The organism is Streptomyces sp. WAC03905 (assembly GCF_057371075.1).
Genome location: NZ_JBXYDZ010000003.1, coordinates 2,861,074 through 2,878,953 on the forward strand (window position 1 = coordinate 2,861,074; position 17,880 = coordinate 2,878,953).

A 17,880-nucleotide genomic window follows, 5' to 3' on the forward strand; every position below is an offset into this window, starting at 1 on the left:
CTGGGCCGGGCAAGCCGGGTACCGAATCCGACCGGTACCGATTGGGGAGAATAGGTGGGGCCCCGAGCGGGGCGGGCCACATTTTCGTATTGCGCCATGCGGACGCCCCCGGATTAGCACATTCGGGTGAATGAACTGATCTTCCGGGGGCGGCTGTTCAGCTGTTCGACCGATATCGGCGCGGTCAGCCGGGGGCGGGATGGTCGGCGGTGACGTCGTGGTCGGGCACCGCCTGCCCGGACCGGATCAGCTCGATCCGGCCCATCACCTTCGACCGCAGGTCGCTCGGCACGTCGTCCGACCCGCAGCAGCGCTTGACCAGCTTCTTCACGGCCTGTTCCAGCCCGTACTTCTCCAGACAGGGATTGCACTCGCCGAAGTGGGTCTCGAACTTCGTGCAGTCGCTGTCGGGCATCTCATGGTCGAGGAACTCGTACAGGTGGTCCAGGACCTCAGAGCACTCTGTCTCGTGCGGCTCTCCGCAACTCATGAGCCCGAGCCTTTCCGGTCGTTCGCCTCGCCCGCGCCCGCGGGAACCAGCCCGCGCTCACGGGCGTAGTCCTCCAGCATTCCGCGGAGTTGACGGCGGCCACGGTGCAGTCGCGACATGACCGTTCCGATGGGTGTACCCATGATGTCCGCGATCTCCTTGTACGCAAAGCCCTCTACGTCGGCAAGATAGACCGCGATGCGGAACTCTTCCGGAATGGCCTGCAGGGCTTCCTTCACATCCGAGTCGGGCAGATGGTCGAGCGCCTGCGACTCGGCCGAGCGCAGTCCGGTCGACATGTGCGACTCGGCGCGCGCCAGCTGCCAGTCCTCGATCTCCTCCGCGGCGCTGCGCTGGGGCTCGCGCTGCTTCTTGCGGTAGGAGTTGATGAACGTGTTGGTCAGGATGCGGTACAGCCACGCCTTCAGATTGGTGCCCTCGCGGAACTGGTGGAAGGACGCGTATGCCTTCGCGTACGTCTCCTGGACCAGGTCCTCGGCGTCGGCCGGATTGCGCGTCATGCGCAGCGCGGCCGAGTACATCTGGTCGAGGTAGCCGAGGGCGTCCCGTTCGAAGCGCGCGTTGCGCTCCTGGGTCGTCTCCTCCGCGTGGCCTTCGTCGGTCCCAGCGACAGGACCCACCTCCTCCGACTGCGTGGCGGCTCCGAAAGCGGATCCGCTCGAATCGGAGAATAGTCGACCTTCCCGGCCCCCCGCCGCCCGGAGCGGGCTGCGCTTGGGCGCGGGCAGCACCGTCCAGTCCAGGTCAGCGGCCTGCGGACGGTTCTGGCTGATGACCTGGGTCATTCGCTCCCTCTCCTCCGACGTTCCGTGTGTACCGACATGTGGGACAACATCGGGGGCGGGGCGGCGCATTCCCCGCCGCGCCGCGGGTTTGCGGCCTTCGTCCGGCGGCGGCGCGGAGGGTGTGGCGGGGGTCACGCGGGGAGCCGCGCGAGCCACTCCCCGACCGCTCCGGTGATCGTCCGCAGTGCCTCCTCCTGGGTGGTGCCGGCCTTCTTCGGCACGGCGAAACCGTGATCGCCGTGGGCCACCTCGACCAGCTCGTACGGATGGCTCCCGGTCGGCGCCGGGAACTCGTCGGGGCGTCCGAAGGGGTCGCGGCCGCCCTGGACCACGAGGGTGGGCCGGCCGGCCCCGGTCAGCTCCCCGGCCCGGGACTTCTCGGGCCGGCCCGGCGGGTGCAGCGGGAAGGCGAGGGCCAGCACCCCGGCGGCGTCCAGGGCGGCCGCGGTGCGGCAGGCCACCCGGGCCCCGGCGCTGCGGCCGCCGGCGACCACCGGCAGCCCGGGGCCGGTGAGCGCCGGCCACAGCCCGCGCCAGCCCTCGTCCAGCACCTTGGGCGCGGCGGCGACCTTCTTCCCGGCGACCCGCCAGGGCTGCTCGACGAGCGCCACCGTGATCCCGCGGGCGGGCAGGGCCGCGGCGAGGGCCTGGAGGTCCCGGGCCTCGATGCCGCCGCCGGCGCCGTGGCTCACGGCGAGGACGAGCCGGGCCCGGGGGGCGGTGTGCCAGGTCACGCGGGCCTCGCCCGCCGCGGTGTCGACACTCTCGGTACGCGTGGTGGTCATGCGCCCATCGTGCCGTCCCGGCCGGTCAGAAGAGCGTGCCCTCCTCCGGCGCGGCCAGCTCCGTCAGCAGCTCGGGCCCGTTGTTGCGCACGTTGCTCACGGCGGTGGACACGGGGTAGGCCCGCATCAGGCCGCCCGGCGGGGGTGCGAGCAGCTCCCGCAGGGAGCCCCCGGTGTCGGTGTTCGCGGGGTCCAGCCAGGCGTCCCAGCGGTCGGCGGTGAGCATCAGCGGCATCCGCGGATGGATGTCGGCCAGGGAGCGCGGCCCGTCCTCGGGAGCGACCCCCAGCGGCCCGGTCTCGGCCTCGGTGGTGATCACCGAGCAGGTCACCCACCAGGCGAGGGGGTGCTCGTCGGGCAGGGTCCGGTCGCGCCAGAACTCGTATATGCCTGCCATGGCGAACGGGGAGCCGTCCGAGGGGAGCACGAAGTAGGGCTGCTTGCGGGCCCGCTTCTTCTTCCCCTCCACCTCCAGCTGCCGCTCGTCGTGGGCGGTGACCCACTCGTAGTACCCGTCGGCGGGGATGATGCAGCGGCGCTGCGCGAACGCCCGGCGGAAGGAGGGCTTCTCGTGCAGGGTCTCCGAGCGGGCGTTGATCATCCTGGCGGCGCCGTCGGGGTTCTTGGCCCAGGAGGGCACCAGGCCCCACTTCAGGACGCGCAGCTGGCGAACCGGACGCGGATCCGGAGCGTCCTTCAGGGGACGGTCGAGGACGACGTGGACCTCTTTCGTCGGCGCCACGTTCCAGTCGGGGTCCAGGGCCTCCTCCGGTTCCCACTTCTCGATGCCGAAGGCCTCCACGAGGTCCTGCGGTCCACGACTCGCTGCATACCGTCCGCACATGGCTGTCACACTGCCATGTCCACCGCACACCACCGCAAGGAGTCCGCCACCTCATGGACAGCAGCACCACGGCCGGCCTGTGGGACCGGCTCACGGGCATACAGACCGCACCGGAGCAGTGGCTGGTGATCGCGACCGGTCTGGTCGCGCTGGCCGCCGTGGGGCCCCGCCCGCTGTGGCGGCTGTCGCGCAACGCCATCACCATCGCGCACGAGGGCGGGCACGGCCTGCTGGCGCTGGTGACCGGGCGGCGGCTGAGCGGGATACGGCTGCACTCCGACACCAGCGGGGTCACCGTCAGCCGGGGCAGGCCGACGGGCCTGGGGATGATCCTGACCGCGGCCGGCGGGTACACCGCGCCGTCGCTGCTCGGACTCGGCGGGGCGGCCCTGCTCTCGGCGCACCGGATCACGCTGTTGCTGTGGGCGGCCACCGCCCTGCTGGTGGCCATGCTGGTGATGATCCGGAACGCGTACGGGGCGCTGACGGTGGTCCTCACCGGCGGAACCTTCCTGCTGGTGTCGTGGCTGACCCCGGCCGAGGTGCAGTCGGGCTTCGCGTACCTCGTGGTGTGGTTCCTGCTGCTCGGCGGGGTCCGGCCGGTCTTCGAGCTGGGCGCCAAGCGCAGGGGCGGTGCGGCGCCCGATTCCGACGCCGACCAGCTGGGGCGCCTCACCCACTTGCACCCCGTGGTCTGGCTGCTCTTCTTCCACGTGGTCGCGCTCTGCTCGCTGGTCGGCGGCGGCCGCTGGCTGCTCGGCCTGTGACCACCCTCTGAGACCGGACGGCGATCAAGATCCGGGCCCGGAGGAAGCCACTAAAGTGGGGGCCATGACCGAGACCCCCGCCCCTGCCCTCTGGCCCGCTCCGCTCGCCGATGGGACCGTCCACGCCACCGTCACGGTGCCGGGGTCCAAATCGGTCACCAATCGAGCCCTCGTGCTCGCCGCCCTCGCCTCCGAGCCGGGCTGGGTGCGCCGCCCGCTGCGCTCGCGCGACTCCCGGCTGATGTCGGACGCGCTGCGCGCGATGGGCGTGGGCATCGAGGAGACCGTCTCCTCCAGCTCCGCCGGCGCCACCGCGAGCGGCGAGGCCTGGCGGGTCATCCCGGCCGCCCTGCACGGCCCGACGACGGTCGACGTCGGCAACGCCGGCACGGTCATGCGCTTCCTGCCGCCCGTCGCCACCCTGGCCGACGGCGACGTCCGCTTCGACGGCGACCCGCGCTCCTACGAGCGCCCGCTCGGCCAGGTCATCACCGCCCTGCGCACCCTCGGCGCCCGCATCGACGACGACGGACGCGGCGCGCTGCCCATGACCGTCCAGGGCGGCGGGGCGCTGGAGGGCGGCACGGTCGAGATCGACGCCAGCAACTCCTCGCAGTTCGTCTCCGCGCTGCTGCTCTCGGCCCCCCGCTTCAACCAGGGCGTCGAGGTCCGGCACGTCGGCGGCAACCTGCCGTCGATGCCGCACATCCGGATGACGGTGGAGATGCTGCGCGCGGCGGGCGCCCAGGTGGACACCCCCGAGGCCGGGGGCGAGAAGGACGTGTGGCGGGTGGCCCCGGGGGCCCTGCTGGGCCGCGACATGGTCGTGGAGCCGGACCTGTCCAACGCCCAGCCGTTCCTGGCCGCGGCCCTCATCACGGGCGGCACGGTCACGATCCCCGACTGGCCGCGCCGCACCACGCAGCCCGGTGACGCGCTGCGCCGGATCTTCACCGAGATGGGCGGGTCCTGCGAACTGACGGACGCGGGTCTGGTCTTCACCGGCACCGGGAAGATCCACGGCATCGACGTGGACCTGAGCGAGGTCGGCGAGCTCACCCCGGGCATCGCGGCGGTGGCGGCCCTGGCCGACTCCGAGTCGGTGCTGCGCGGTGTGGCCCACCTGCGGCTGCACGAGACGGACCGGCTGGCCGCGCTGACCAAGGAGATCAACGGGCTCGGCGGCGACGTCACCGAGACCGAGGACGGCCTGCGCATCCGGCCGCGCCGGATGCACGGCGGGGTGTTCCACACCTACGAGGACCACCGGATGGCCACCGCGGGCGCGGTGATCGGCCTGGCGGTGGAGGGCGTGCAGATCGAGAACGTGGCCACGACCGCGAAGACCCTGCCGGACTTCCCCGCGATGTGGACGGACATGCTGGCCGGGGACGCGGGACCCGAAGCGGGTGCGGGAGCGTAGGGCCCGTCATGCGCAGGTACGGCAAGCACACCGACGAGGACGACATCCGCCAGCGCCCGAACCCCAAGGGCAACCGGCCGCGGACGAACATCCGGCCCAAGCACGAGGACGCCTCGGAGGGCTTCGTCCTGACCGTCGACCGGGGCCGGCTGACCTGCCTGGTCGACGGCCGCACGATCACCGCGATGAAGTCTCGGGAGCTGGGCCGCAAGGCCGCGGTCGTGGGCGACCGGGTCTGGATCGTCGGTGACCTGTCCGGCAAGAAGGACACCCTGGCCCGCATCGTGCGGATCGAGGAGCGCAAGTCCGTCCTGCGGCGCACCGCGGACGACGACGACCCGTACGAGCGGGTGGTCGTCGCCAACGCCGACCAGCTGGCGATCGTCACGGCCCTGGCCGATCCGGAGCCGCGGCCCCGGATGATCGACCGCTGCCTGGTGGCGGCGTACGACGCCGGCCTGGAGCCGCTGCTGGTGCTCACCAAGTCCGACCTGACCTCCGCCGACAAGATCCTGGAGATCTACTCGACCTTCGGCCTGAACTACGTGGTCACCAATCGCGAGGAGCTGGCCGCCGGAAGCGCGGCCGAGCGGGTCCGCGAGCGTCTGACCGGCCGGATCACCGCCTTCGTGGGCCACTCCGGCGTCGGGAAGACCACCCTGGTGAACTCGCTGGTGGCCGAGGGCCGCCAGCGCGCGACGGGGCACGTGAACGCGGTCACCGGCCGCGGCCGGCACACGACCACCTCCGCGCTGGCGCTGCCGCTGCCCTCGGGCGACGGCTGGGTCATCGACACCCCGGGCGTGCGCTCCTTCGGCCTGCACCACGTGGACCCCTCCCGGGTGATCCTGGCCTTCCCCGACCTCGTGCCCGGTACGGAGGAGTGCCCGCGCGCGTGCAGCCACGACGAGCAGGACTGCGCGCTCGACAGGTGGGTGGAGGAGGGCCACGCGGACCCGGCGCGGCTGTATTCGCTGCGGCGGCTGCTCAGGACGCGGGAGCGCCGCGAGGGCGACTGACCGACCCGGCGGCTGCGCCGTGTTTGCCGGAGGACGTGTCGGGACAAGTGCATAATCGCACCAAGTGACGTGATGTCACATGACGCGGGGAGGCATTCGCCATGGCGTGGCTGCTGGTCGTGGTCGCGGGACTCCTGGAGACCGGTTTCGCGGTCTGCCTCAAGCTCTCCCACGGATTCACCCGGCTGTGGCCGACCGTCGCCTTCGCGTGCTTCGCGCTCGGCAGCTTCGGCCTGCTGACGCTGGCCCTGAAGAAGCTGGACGTGGGTCCGGCGTACGCGGTCTGGACGGGCATCGGCGCGGCCGGTACGGCGATCTACGGCATGGTCTTCCTCGGCGACCTGGTCTCCACCCTCAAACTCGTCTCGATCACGCTGGTCATCCTGGGGGTCATCGGGCTCCAGCTGTCGGGCTCTGCGCACTGAGCAGGCCGATCAGCTCCTCCGGCCCCGGCTCCTCCCCCGGGGCGATCACGTAGGAGAGGGCGAGCCGTACCGCCAGCTCGCACCGCTGCGGGCCCTCCCCCGGCGTGAGCGCGGCGGCCGCCCGGTCGCGCACGGCCCGGGCCAGCTCACCGGGCCCGGGCTCGCGCCGGCCCGCGGCGGGCAGGCCCGGCCCCCAGCTGCCGGTGAGCAGGGCCCGTACGAGGGGGTGGGCGCGGGCCGCCCGCAGCGTCCACTCCGCGACCGCCGCGAGCCGCTCGGGAGCCCGGAGCGGGGCGGCCAGCGCCCGGTCCACGCCTTCCAGGTACCGGTCGGCGGCGCGCCGCACCAGGGCCCGGCCCAGGCCCGCCTTGCCGCCGAACTCGTTGTAGAGGGTCTGCCGCGACACCCCGGCCGCGGCGGCCACGTCGACCATCCGGACGTCGGACCAGGGGCGCGCCGCGAGCGCCGCCGCCGCCGCGTCCAGCAGGCGGTCCCGGGCTGCCGGCATGCGTGCCTCCCCGCTCGGTCCTCCGGCCAGAGTTGACGGGGCGCCAGACCCTGTCAAGGGTGCGTCCGCCGTCAAGGGCGCCGTCCGGCCGCACCGTGGACGTCGCTGGCCGGGGTCCGGGCGCCCCGATACTGTTCGGGCATGCCCGAGTATGACGATGACCTGCGCCTTGCCCTCGAACTCGCCGACGCGGCGGACGCCACCACGATGGAGCGGTTCCGCGCGCTCGACCTGAAGGTCGAGACGAAGCCGGACATGACCCCGGTGAGCGAGGCGGACAAGGCCGCGGAGGAGGTCGTCCGGGCCGGTATCACGGCGGCCCGGCCCGACGACGCCATCCTGGGCGAGGAGTACGGGCTCAAGGGCAGCGGCCCGCGCCGCTGGGTCGTGGACCCGATCGACGGTACGAAGAACTACGTGCGCGGTGTCCCCGTCTGGGCGACCCTGATCTCGCTGATGGCGGAGGGCGAGGACGGCGTGTTCCGCCCGGTGGTCGGCGTGGTGTCCGCGCCGGCGCTGGGCCGCCGCTGGTGGGCCTCGCAGGGCGGCGGGGCGTACTCGGGCGGCGCGCTCGGCGGGACCGCCGCGATCGGCGTGTCCCGGGTGGCCGGTCTGGGCGACGCCTCGTTCGCGTACTCCTCGCTGAGCGGCTGGGAGGAGCAGGGACGGCTGCCCGGCTTCCTGGACCTGACGCGGGCCTGCTGGCGCACCCGCGGCTACGGCGACTTCTGGCCGTACATGATGGTCGCCGAGGGCTCCCTGGACCTGTGCGCCGAACCGGAGCTGAACCTGTGGGACATGGCCGCCATCGCGGTCGTGGTCCAGGAGGCGGGCGGCCGCTTCACCAGCCTGGACGGGGTCGACGGCGTGCACGGCGGGAACGCGGCGGCGTCCAACGGCCTGCTCCACGGGGAGATGCTGGAGCTGCTCCGCCCGCGCGCCTGACGCGCGTGCGCGCCGGGCGCGCTCCTTTCGCACGCCTCCTTGCTGGCCCTCCCGGTCCGTGGGAATCTGAGGATCCCCCCGCTTGTGCCCTTGTGAAGCGTTTCACTGGAGACGACGTCGCGCTGCGCACCCACCCAAGCGGGGGACTCACCCCAGGAGGTGGCTCTCTTCATGCTCGTCCGTGACGCAATGAGCACCGTGATCCTCACCCTCGGACCCGCACACACCCTCCGGCAGGCGGCCTGCCTGATGTCCGGCCGACGCGTCGGCGCGGCCGTCGTCCTCGACCCCGACCACAGCGGCATCGGCATCCTGACCGAGCGCGACATCCTCAACTCGATCGGCGCCGGCCACGATCCCGACCGGGAGTCCGTGGGCGCGCACACCACCAACAACGTCGTCTTCTGCACCCCCGACGCGACGGTGCAGGAGGCGGCCGAGGCCATGGCGCACGGCGGTTTCCGGCATCTGATCGTCCTGGAGCACGGGGGGCCGGTGGGGATCGTGTCCGTGCGCGACGTCATCCGCTGCTGGGTCCCGGCGCGGCGCACGGTGCCCGCCTGAGACGACGCCGGGCCGCAGCCCCGGGGAGGGCTGCGGCCCGGCGTCCCGCTCCGGCGAGCGGTGTCCGTCAGCCGCGGAGGGCCTGGACCGCGGCGTCGAGCCGCTTGCCGAAGTCGCCGTCCGCCTGGCGGAAGTTGTCGATCGCGCGCTCGACGATGTCGTCGCGGGAGACCTTGGCGATGAAGCCGGACAGGTTCTCGATCAGGCGGGTCTTCTCGTCCTCGGAGTAGAGGCGGTAGAGGTTGCCCGCCTGGACGAAGTCGTTGTCCTCGCTGTGGACGGGGGCGGCGTGGTTGCCGGTACCGCCGGTGAGCGCAGTCGGCTGCCACAGCGGACGGCCGGTCTCGCGCGGTCCGCCGAAGCTGTTCGGCTCGTAGTTCTTCGCACCCTTGTGGCGGCCGTCGTAGAGGTGGCCGTCACGGGAGTTGGTGCGCGCCTCGGTGGCGTGCGGACGGTTCACCGGCAGGTGGTCGGCGTTGATGCCGACACGGTAGCGGTGGGCGTCGCCGTAGCCGAAGAGGCGGCCCTGGAGCATCTTGTCCGGGGAGGGGCCGATGCCGGGGACGAAGTGCGCCGGGGAGAAGATGCTCTGCTCGACCTCGGCGAAGACGTTGTCCGGGTTGCGGTTGAGCTCCAGCTTGCCGATCTCGATCGGCGGGTAGTCGGCGTGCGGCCACACCTTGGTGAGGTCGAACGGGTTGAAGCGGTAGGTCGCCGCGTCGGCCGCGGGCATGATCTGGACCTGCACGGTCCAGGTCGGGAAGTCGCCGCGCTCGATGGCCTCGCGCAGGTCGCGCTGGTGGCTGTCGGGGTCCTCACCGGCGAGCCGGTTGGCCTCGGCCTGGGTGAGGTTCTTGATGCCCTGGTCGGTCTTGAAGTGGTACTTGACCCAGAAGACCTCGCCGGCCTCGTTGTTCCACTGGAAGGTGTGGGAGCCGTAGCCGTTCATGTGGCGGTAGGACGCCGGGATGCCGCGGTCACCGAACAGCCAGGTCACCTGGTGGGTGGACTCGGGCGACAGGCCCCAGAAGTCCCAGACGTTGTCCGCCTCCTGCGAGCCGGTGTACGGGTCGCGCTTCTGGGTGTGGATGAAGTCGGGGAACTTGATGGCGTCCTTGATGAAGAACACCGGGGTGTTGTTGCCGACGAGGTCGTAGTTGCCCTCTTCGGTGTAGAACTTCAGCGCCCAGCCGCGGGGGTCGCGCACCGCGTCGGCGCTGCCGAGGTTGCCCGCGACGGTGGAGAAGCGCAGGAAGGTCTCGGTCTGCTTGCCGACCTCGGAGAGGAAGGCGGCGCGGGTCCACTGCGAGACGTCACGGGTCAGCGTGAAGGTGCCGTACGCGCCGGCGCCGCGGGCGTGCACCACGCGCTCCGGGATGCGCTCGCGGTTGAAGTGCGCGAGCTTCTCCAGCAGGAGCTGGTCCTGGACCAGAACGGGGCCGCCGATGCCGGCCGTCTCGCTGTTCTGGTTGTCGGCCACCGGCGCCCCGGCCTCCGTGGTGAGCGGTCCCTGCGTCACGTGCGCCTCCTGCGTCATCGCTGCGTGTCCTGTCCTTGGCGTTCGCCGTACTCGATCCTACGATGGACTTTGTCTAAGTCAAGTAAGCATCCAAGTCCGCACCGGTTCGGGAGTTACACCGAATCCCCTCACTGTTAGGCTGGTGTCCATGAGTGACCTGCTGGAACGACTTCGCGGACGCGGCTGGCGCATGACGGCACAGCGGCGCGTCGTGGCCGAGGTGCTCGACGGTGACCACGTGCACCTGACGGCCGACGAGGTGCACGCGCGCGCCGTCGCCAAGCTGCCCGAAATCTCCCGCGCGACCGTCTACAACACCCTGGGCGAGCTCGTCTCACTCGGCGAGGTCCTGGAAGTGGCCACCGACCGGCGCGCCAAGCGGTACGACCCGAACGCCCACCGACCCCACCAGCACCTGGTCTGCGCCCGGTGCGGCGCCATCCGGGACGTCCACCCGGCGGGCAATCCGCTGGCCGACCTGCCGGACTCGGAGCGCTTCGGCTTCGTCGTGTCGGCGGTCGAGGTCACCTACCGGGGCGTCTGCCCGAACTGCGCCGGCGCCTGATCCCGGCCGGCCCGGACGACGGAGAGGCCCGGACCCTGCGGGGTCCGGGCCTCACGGCTGCTTCGGGGACCTCCGGAGGCGGCCGGAGGTGTCCCGGGGGCTTCGCCGGTGGAAACGGCTCCGGGTACGACTCAGGGCCCGGATCCATGGGATCCGGGCCCTGAGGCTTCAGTAGCGGGGACAGGATTTGAACCTGCGACCTCTGGGTTATGAGCCCAGCGAGCTACCGAGCTGCTCCACCCCGCGTCGGTGAACCCCACGTTACGGGAGGGCCCCCGGCAGATGCAAATCCGTCGTCCGGGGGCCGGTCGGCCCCCGGTCACGCCGAGAGTTCCTCCGCGAGGGCCTCGCGGAGCCGGGCAGCGCGCTCCGAGACCTCCGCCGGACCCAGTTCCATGGCGCGGGCGCACCACTTCTGGCCCTCCGCGAGATCGCCGTGGCGGGCCGCGAGCAGGCCGAGGCGCAGCGCGGCACGCCCATGGCCCGCGACCGCGGCGCGGGTCCACCACAGGGCGGCCTCCGGCTCGCTCCCCTCGCGGGCCAGCAGCAGCCCCAGGTTGAACGCGCCGTTGCGGGAGCCGGCTTCGGCCGCCTCCCGGTACCAGCGGGCGGCCGCCTCCATGTCACCGCGGGCGGCCGCGAGCATGCCGACGCGGACCTGGGCCCGGCGGTGCCCCAGCTCGGCGGCCCGCTCGTACCACTCCTCGCTCTCGGTGCGCGGGGCGCTGCCCACCGGCTCACCCAGGGCCGGCGGCTCGGGCGGCGGGGCCAGCGACTCCAGCAGTGCGGCCAGGCGGAACGCCGCCTCCGCGCTGCCGCCGCCCGCCGCGCACCGCAGGTGCCGCTCGGCGGCCCGCTCCTCCCCGTCCCGCACGAGGGCGATCCCGACCTGGAGGGCCGCGTCGGTGTGACCGGCCGAAGCGGCCCGCTCGTACCACTTCAGGGCCGTACGGTCATCGTCGCGGCTGGCGTACAGGATGCCGAGGTTGAACGCGGCGTCCACGCTGCCCGCCTCGGCGGCCTTCGAGAACCAGGGCTCGGCCCCCGCGGCGTCGCCGACCTGGAGCAGCATGATGGCCAGCGCGTTGGCCGCCTCGCGGTGCCCGGCGTAGGCGGCGCGGCGGTACCACTGCTCGGCCTGGGCGGTCCGGTCCTGTGCGGCGCACAGCAGAGCAAGGTTGTACGCCCCGTTTTGATCGCCGGCGTCCATGGCGGTCCGGTACCAGCGCTCGGCGGTCTGGGTCTCGCCCCGCGCGGCGTGCAGTGCGCCCAGGGCGTTCGCGGCGTTGCCGTCGCCGTCCTGGGCAGCCCGGTGCCACCACGCGGCGGCGCTGTCCTCGTCGCCCGCGTCGCGCAGCAGGAAGCCGAGCGCGCACGCGGCCCGCGCCTCGCCCTGCTTGGCGGAGGTCAGGTACCAGCGGCCGGCCTCCTTCAGTTCCCCGCGCGCCTCCAGCAGCGCGCCCAGGTGCAGTGCGGCGCGCCGGTGTCCGCGGGCGGCGGCCTGCCGGTACCACTGCTCGGCCTCGGCGGGGTCGCCCTTGCGCAGGTGCCGCGCCAGCCGGTAGGCGGCCTCGCGGTGGCCCTGTTCGGCGGCGGCGCGGAACCACCGCTCCACGCCCTTGTCGCCACGGTGTTCCAGCAGGTCGGCCAGTCCGTACGCGCCCAGGGCATGGCCGGATTCCGCCGCCTGGCGCAGCCAGTACTCGGCGGCGGGCTCGTCCCCGCGCTCGCGGAAGTGGCGGCCCAGGGCGTGCGCGGCGGGCGCGGAGCCGGCCACGGCGGCGACCCGCCACCAGCCGGCGGCCTCGTCGGGGTAGCCGCGCTGGAGCAGCAGGACGCCGAGGTTGTTGGCGGCGGCGCGGTCCCCCTCGCCGGTGGCCCCGCGCAGGTACGGCTCTGCTCCGTCCAGGTCTCCGCGGCGCAGCAGCAGGGCGCCGAGCACGCTCATGGCACCGGGGTCGCCCTTGTCGGCGGCCACCCGGTGCCGGGCTTCCAGCTCGGCGTCGCTCGCCGCGTCGGTCTCGGCGAACATCTCCTGTGCGAAATCCGCATCGGTCAGCGCGGTGTGCGTGTCGGCAACGGGTGCCGACTCGTTGGCTCCTGTGCCCGCTTCGGCCTGCGCCCTCACAAACCGCCCTGTCTCCAGCAGAGTTGACCTGTCCCCCATAAATCCCATCGTCGCATCACCTGCTACCCGCGTACACCTGGTATGTCGCAGTCAGTGAGGTCACTACAGCGTTTTGTCGACATGCCCACAGTGAGGTAAGTCAAACACGCTCCCGCCCCAACTCACCCGCCCCAGCTACCGCGTGTCCTCCCCGGACATGACGAAGGCCCGGATCCCATGGGATCCGGGCCTTCGTTTTCAGTAGCGGGGACAGGATTTGAACCTGCGACCTCTGGGTTATGAGCCCAGCGAGCTACCGAGCTGCTCCACCCCGCGTCGGTGAAACCACAGTATCACGACGCGGGGCGGAGCCCTCACCGATTGATCATCAGCCGCCCGACGGAGGCGGCGTGGCCTTCGCCTCGGCCTCGATCGCCCGCTTCAGCGCGGCCTTGATCTCGTCCTGGGCCTTGCCGTAGGCCGCCCAGTCGCCGGACTGCCGGGCCTTCTCCGCGTCGTCGATGGCCTTCTGCGCGTCGGCGAGGGCCGCCTTGACCGTCGGGTCCTGGTTGGTCGGGGGCGTGACCGTGCCCTCCCCCGGCGGCTGGGCCGGCGGCACCGGCGTGGTCGGGGCCTCGGCCCCGAAGACCACGTTCAGCGCCTTCTCCAGGGTGTCCTCGAAGGCGGTCTGGTTCCCGTAGGTCACCAGCACCTTGCGCAGCAGCGGGTACTTCAGGCCGGAGCTGCGGACGTACACCGGCTCGACGTAGAGCATGCCGCCGTCGAGCGGCACCGCGAGCAGGTTGCCGTACTCGATCTCCGAGTCGCCACCGCGCAGCAGGCGGATGGACTCGGCGATCTTCGGTTCGGACTGGAACTTGCTCTGCACCTGACCGGGGCCGTCCGGCGGCTTGCTGGTCGGCATCTTCAGGATGCGGATCTTGCCGTAGTCCGGGGTGCCCGGATCGGCGTTGACCGCCATGAAGGCGCTCAGGTTGGGCCGCTCGTTCGGCGTGAACGTCGTGGTGAGGGAGAAGACCTGCTCCTTCTCCTTCTGCCCCGGCATCTTCATCGACAGGTAGTACGGCGGAACCGCCGTGCCGGCCTTGGTGGTCGGGTCGTCCGGGACGGCCCAGGCCTCACTGCCGCTGAGGAAGGTCTGCGGGTCGGTGACGTGGTACCGGGTCAGCAGCTCGCGCTGGACCTTGAAGAGGTCCTGCGGGTACCGGAGGTGGTCCATGAGCGGCTTGTCGATCTCGCTCTTGGGCTTGACCGTCCCCGGGAACGCCTTCATCCAGGTCTTCAGGACCGGGTCCTGGGTGTCCCACTGGTACAGGTCCACCGAGCCGTCGTACGCGTCGACGGTGGCCTTGACCGAGTTCCGGATGTAGTTGACCTGATTCTCCTGGGCGACCACCGCGCGCTGGCTGTTGGTCAGCGAGTCCGCGGTGCTCTGGCCCAGGGTGGTGCGCGAGGCGTACGGGTAGCCGTTGGTCGTCGTGTACGCGTCGACGATCCACTTGATCCGGCCGTCGATCACGGCCGGGTACGGGGCCCCGTCGATCGTCAGCCACGGCGCGACGGCCTCGACGCGCTGCTTGGGCGTGCGGTTGTAGAGGATCCGCGAACCGTCGCCGATGGCTCCCGAGTACAGGATCTGCGGCTCGCTGAAGGTCAGCGCGTAGGCGGCACGGTTGACCGGGTTGTCCAGGTTGACGCCGGAGTCGCCCTGGTAGCTGGTCTCCTTCTCGCCCTTGTCGTCGGAGTAGTCGAGCTCCTTCTGCGGACCGCCGACGATCGAGTACTGCTTCGTCTGCTCGCCGTAGTAGATGCGCTGCTCGAAGTCCGTGCCGAACATCCCCTTGGAGGGGAGGTCGGACTGGGTGAAGTCCGGCGCGCCGTCCTTGACCGTGGTGCCCTTGGCGGCGACCACGCCGTAGCCGTGCGTGTACTTGAAGTGGTCGTTGATCCAGTTGTTCTTCGGGATGCCGCCGATGTTCAGCTCACGCAGGCCGATCACCGTGTCCTGGCCGCTGTACCGGTCCACGGCGAGCGTGGACGGGAACGCGTAGTAGCCCTTGACCTGCTGGAGCTGCTGGAAGGCCGGCGAGACGATGTTCGGGTCGAGGATGCGGATGCTGGCCGTGGAGTCGGCCTGCGGCCGCAGCTTGCCGCGGTCGTCCGTCTGCGGGGCCCCCGGGTAGTCCGTGACCTCGGAGCCGGCGATGCCGTAGGCGTCGCGCGTGGCCTTGATGTTCTTCTGGACGTACGGGGATTCCTTGGCCTGCTCGTTCGGCTGGACCTGGAACTTCTGCACGATCGCCGGGTAGAGCCCGCCGATCAGGATCGCGGAGAGCACCATCAGGCCGAAGCCGATCACCGGCAGCTGCCAGGTGCGGCGCCACAGCGTCGCGAAGAACAGCACGGCGCAGATCGCGGCGATGGCCACGAGGATCGTCTTCGCCGGCAGGTAGGCGTTGGCGTCGACGTACCGCAGGCCCGTCCAGTTGTCGGCGGCCTTGAAGTCGCTGGACTTCACGGCGAGCCCGTACCGGTCGAGCCAGTACGCGACCGCCTTCAGCGACACGAAGAGGCCGAGCAGCACCGACAGGTGCCCGGTCGCGGCCGCGGTGGCCCGGGCACCCGGGCTGGTCACGCGCAGTCCGCCGTACAGGTAGTGCACGACGGTCGCGGCGATCACCGACAGGACCACGGCGGCGAAGCCGAAGCCGAGCAGGAAGCGGTACCAGGGCAGGTCGAAGGTGTAGAAGGACACGTCCATGTTGAACTGGGGGTCCTTCGTGCCGAAGGGCACCCCGTTCACGTACATGAGCCAGGTCTTCCACTGGCCCGCCGCCGACGCCCCGGCGATCAGGCCGACGAGCACCGAGATGCCCAGCAGCAGCCACTTCTTGTACGGGGCGATGCTCATCCGGTAGCGGTCGAGGCTCTGCTGCTCCATCGACATCGCGCTGAGCGGCGGCCGCAGCCGGTGCGCCAGCCAGATGTTCAGCCCGACCGCGCCCGTCATCAGCAGACCGAAGACGGCGAAGAGGCCGATCTTGGTCCACAGCGTGGTGGTGAAGACGGTGGAGTACTTCACGGAGCGGAACCAGAGCCAGTCCGTCCAGAAGCCAGCGAACATGATGAAGAGCATGGCCAGGACGGCCAGTACGCCCAAGGTCATGAGGAGAGTGCGTGCACGCCGGGAGGGGCGTCCGACTCTCATCCGTGGCCCGGAAGGGCCTCCGCCGCGGTCCGGCATCTGGAAAGCCAAGGTGCGCACCTCGAAAGTCGCTGAGTACTGGTATTGAACGGACCCCCGATCGTAGAGCCCATTCATGCAACTTACTGAGGCTCCGGTCAGTTCCCGGTATACGGCGGAAAGGAGGCAGGATGTTGTCCATGTCCAACGTTTCGCCTTCCCCCACGCCGCCCGACAAGCCGACTCCGTCGGCGGGCCCCATGGCGGCCGGCCCGCTGACCCGCGCCTGCCTCGAGATCGACGAGTACGCGTCAGGCCTCGGCTGGGACAAGCCCGCGCGGCTGTTCGCGCTGGTCGACACCGCCCGCCTCAAGAAGCAGGAGCCGCGCCTGGCCTCGCAGCTCGGCCTCGACCGGGACGACGCCGGCAAGAGCTCCCTGACCCCCATCGAACAGGACACCGTTCCGTCGGGGACCCCCCTCGACAAGTTCCTCGGCACCATCGCCTGGCCCGACGCCGTCGTCGGGTGCGCGCTGACCGTGGAGCGCCTGATGCTGCCGCCGTCCGCGGAGGCCTCCGTACCGGAGGGGCTGAGCGACAAGCAGCTGGCGAAGTGGGTCGCCGGGCACCCGGAGCGGCAGGAGGTCCGCATCACCGTGGCGGTGCTGCGCGACGGCTCGCGCGAGTCCGCCGTACGGCTGCGGGAGAAGGACTCCTCGACGGAGGTCCTCACCGGTGAGGGCCTGGTGCCCGGCCTGGCCGAGGCCCTGGCCGCGACCTTCGCCTAGGGAGCGCCCGCGCAGGGCGGAAGGGTCAGGGCTTGTCGCAGTGCGGCAGCCCGGCCGTGTCCCCCTTGCTGATCTTCTGCAGCGACTTCGTGGCGTCGTCGATGGTGTCGACCTTCACCAGCGTCAGCCCGTCGGGCACGTCGGAGGCGGCGGAGGCGCAGTTCTCGGCGGGCGTCAGGAAGTACTCGGCGCCCGCCTTGCGGGCGCCGATGGTCTTCATCTGGATGCCGCCGATCGGGCCGACCTTGCCGGAGTCGTCGATGGTGCCGGTGCCCGCGACGAACTTCCCGCCGGTCAGGTCCTCCGGGGTGAGCTTGTCGACGATGCCGAGGGCGAACATCAGCCCGGCGCTCGGGCCGCCGACGTCGGCGAGCTTGATGTCGATCGCGAACGGGAAGGTGTGGTCGCTGCCGGCCCGGATGCCGACGATGGCCCGGCCGTCCTCGGCCTTGCCCGCGGTGATGGTGACCTTGGAGGTGCCGGCCGGCTCGCGGCCGGCCTTCGCCGCCGCGGCGGCGTCGGCGGCGGGCACGATGGTGAACTCGACCGGCTCGCCGGGCTTGTGCTTGGTGACGAGCTTGGCGACGTCCTCGGGGGCGGTGACGGGAGCGCCGTCCACGGCCTTGACCACGTCACCGGCGTGCAGCTTGCCCTCGGAGGGGCTGTCCTTGACGACGGTGGCGACAATCACGCGGGCGGCGACCGGGATGCCGAGCTGTTTGAGGGCCGCGACCTTGGCGCTCTGCTGCGACTGGCTGAACTCCTCGGCGTTCTCCTGGGTGGACTCCGCCTCGGTCTTGCCGTCCGGGTAGAGGTTCTCGTGTGGGACGACGATGTTGTCGCCGGCCAGCCATCCGTAGACGGCCTCAACCAGGTTCATCTCGTAGTCGGCGCCCGTGACGCGGACCGTCGTCATGTTGAGGTGGCCGCTGGTCGGGTACGTCTTGCGTCCCGCGATGTTGAGGACGGGCTCGCCGTGCGAGTCCCCGAGCGTGTTCACGGTCGGGCCGGGGCTCATCTCGGAGTACGGGACCTTGATGAACACCCCTGCGCAGAGCAGCGCGAACAGCACCAGGGTGGAGGCGAGCATCGTCGCGGTGCGGCGTGGCATGGATCCGAC

Annotated in this window: 17 protein-coding genes and 2 tRNA genes; 8 read left to right on the forward strand and 11 right to left on the reverse strand. The window is 71.4% G+C overall.

Annotated features, from left to right (window positions below):
• Positions 1–184: 184 nt before the first annotated feature.
• The 4 genes from rsrA to AC2RP6_RS15165 all read right to left on the reverse strand — a co-directional run bounded on the left by rsrA (position 185) and on the right by AC2RP6_RS15165 (position 2,925).
• Positions 185–490 carry a mycothiol system anti-sigma-R factor gene (gene rsrA, locus AC2RP6_RS15150; RefSeq protein ID WP_030771481.1) on the reverse strand — a complete coding sequence of 102 codons (306 nt, stop codon included), beginning with the start codon at positions 488–490 and terminating at the stop codon, positions 185–187.
• Positions 487–1,131, reverse strand: coding sequence for a sigma-70 family RNA polymerase sigma factor (locus AC2RP6_RS15155; protein ID WP_361602865.1), 645 nt, complete (start codon positions 1,129–1,131; stop codon positions 487–489). The genes rsrA and AC2RP6_RS15155 overlap by 4 nt, the downstream gene beginning before the upstream one ends.
• A 296-nt stretch (positions 1,132–1,427) precedes the next feature.
• Positions 1,428–2,081: an alpha/beta hydrolase family protein gene (locus AC2RP6_RS15160; RefSeq protein ID WP_486446687.1), complete on the reverse strand. Its 654-nt coding sequence runs from the start codon at positions 2,079–2,081 to the stop codon at positions 1,428–1,430.
• A 25-nt stretch (positions 2,082–2,106) separates the two neighbouring features.
• A complete protein-coding gene (locus AC2RP6_RS15165; RefSeq protein WP_486446688.1) occupies positions 2,107–2,925 on the reverse strand; it encodes an SOS response-associated peptidase in 819 nt (272 codons plus the stop codon).
• A gap of 53 nt (positions 2,926–2,978) precedes the next feature.
• Here AC2RP6_RS15165 and AC2RP6_RS15170 point away from each other — a divergent pair, with 53 nt between their 5' ends.
• The 4 genes from AC2RP6_RS15170 (at position 2,979) to AC2RP6_RS15185 (ending at position 6,559) form a co-directional block, all read left to right on the forward strand.
• The gene (locus AC2RP6_RS15170) at positions 2,979–3,692 is read left to right on the forward strand and encodes a M50 family metallopeptidase (protein WP_486446689.1); all 714 of its coding nucleotides are present in this window, start codon (positions 2,979–2,981) and stop codon (positions 3,690–3,692) included.
• A gap of 64 nt (positions 3,693–3,756) precedes the next feature.
• A complete protein-coding gene (aroA, locus tag AC2RP6_RS15175) occupies positions 3,757–5,115 on the forward strand; it encodes a 3-phosphoshikimate 1-carboxyvinyltransferase (RefSeq protein WP_486446690.1) in 1,359 nt (452 codons plus the stop codon).
• 8 nt (positions 5,116–5,123) lie between these two features.
• Positions 5,124–6,134, forward strand: a complete 1,011-nt coding sequence (gene rsgA / locus AC2RP6_RS15180; RefSeq protein ID WP_486446691.1) for a ribosome small subunit-dependent GTPase A — start codon at positions 5,124–5,126, stop codon at positions 6,132–6,134.
• A gap of 101 nt (positions 6,135–6,235) precedes the next feature.
• Positions 6,236–6,559 (forward strand): DMT family transporter, encoded by a 324-nt coding sequence (locus AC2RP6_RS15185; protein WP_030658800.1) that lies wholly within the window; start codon positions 6,236–6,238, stop codon positions 6,557–6,559.
• Here the strand turns inward: AC2RP6_RS15185 and AC2RP6_RS15190 are convergent.
• Positions 6,525–7,067, reverse strand: coding sequence for a TetR/AcrR family transcriptional regulator (locus tag AC2RP6_RS15190; protein ID WP_486446692.1), 543 nt, complete (start codon positions 7,065–7,067; stop codon positions 6,525–6,527). The genes AC2RP6_RS15185 and AC2RP6_RS15190 overlap by 35 nt on opposite strands.
• A gap of 141 nt (positions 7,068–7,208) precedes the next feature.
• Between AC2RP6_RS15190 and hisN the strand changes: the two genes are divergently transcribed.
• Positions 7,209–8,012: a histidinol-phosphatase gene (gene hisN, locus AC2RP6_RS15195; protein ID WP_486446693.1), complete on the forward strand. Its 804-nt coding sequence runs from the start codon at positions 7,209–7,211 to the stop codon at positions 8,010–8,012.
• A gap of 171 nt (positions 8,013–8,183) precedes the next feature.
• Positions 8,184–8,576, forward strand: a complete 393-nt coding sequence (locus tag AC2RP6_RS15200; protein WP_202199808.1) for a CBS domain-containing protein — start codon at positions 8,184–8,186, stop codon at positions 8,574–8,576.
• Positions 8,577–8,643: 67 nt separating this feature from the next.
• Here the strand turns inward: AC2RP6_RS15200 and AC2RP6_RS15205 are convergent, their stop codons facing one another.
• Complete coding sequence (locus tag AC2RP6_RS15205; protein WP_486446694.1) at positions 8,644–10,113, reverse strand: catalase; 1,470 nt, start codon at positions 10,111–10,113, stop codon at positions 8,644–8,646.
• Between the two features lie 130 nt (positions 10,114–10,243).
• Here AC2RP6_RS15205 and AC2RP6_RS15210 point away from each other — a divergent pair, with 130 nt between their 5' ends.
• Complete coding sequence (locus tag AC2RP6_RS15210) at positions 10,244–10,660, forward strand: Fur family transcriptional regulator (RefSeq protein ID WP_030658790.1); 417 nt, start codon at positions 10,244–10,246, stop codon at positions 10,658–10,660.
• Positions 10,661–10,832: 172 nt separating this feature from the next.
• Here the strand turns inward: AC2RP6_RS15210 and AC2RP6_RS15215 are convergent.
• The 4 genes from AC2RP6_RS15215 to AC2RP6_RS15230 all read right to left on the reverse strand — a co-directional run bounded on the left by AC2RP6_RS15215 (position 10,833) and on the right by AC2RP6_RS15230 (position 16,032).
• A tRNA-Met gene (locus AC2RP6_RS15215) sits at positions 10,833–10,906 on the reverse strand.
• Positions 10,907–10,979: 73 nt separating this feature from the next.
• Positions 10,980–12,836, reverse strand: coding sequence for a tetratricopeptide repeat protein (locus AC2RP6_RS15220; RefSeq protein ID WP_486446695.1), 1,857 nt, complete (start codon positions 12,834–12,836; stop codon positions 10,980–10,982).
• Between the two features lie 193 nt (positions 12,837–13,029).
• Positions 13,030–13,103, reverse strand: a tRNA-Met gene (locus AC2RP6_RS15225).
• Between the two features lie 52 nt (positions 13,104–13,155).
• Entirely contained in the window at positions 13,156–16,032 is a 2,877-nt protein-coding gene (locus tag AC2RP6_RS15230; RefSeq protein ID WP_486450345.1) for a UPF0182 family membrane protein, read from the reverse strand.
• A gap of 131 nt (positions 16,033–16,163) precedes the next feature.
• Here AC2RP6_RS15230 and AC2RP6_RS15235 point away from each other — a divergent pair, with 131 nt between their 5' ends.
• On the forward strand, positions 16,164–16,760 hold the full coding sequence (locus AC2RP6_RS15235; protein WP_486446696.1) for a PPA1309 family protein: 597 nt from the start codon (positions 16,164–16,166) through the stop codon (positions 16,758–16,760).
• A 25-nt stretch (positions 16,761–16,785) separates the two neighbouring features.
• Here the strand turns inward: AC2RP6_RS15235 and AC2RP6_RS15240 are convergent, their stop codons facing one another.
• On the reverse strand, positions 16,786–17,871 hold the full coding sequence (locus AC2RP6_RS15240) for a YlbL family protein (RefSeq protein WP_486446697.1): 1,086 nt from the start codon (positions 17,869–17,871) through the stop codon (positions 16,786–16,788).
• Between the last annotated feature and the right edge of the window lie 9 nt (positions 17,872–17,880).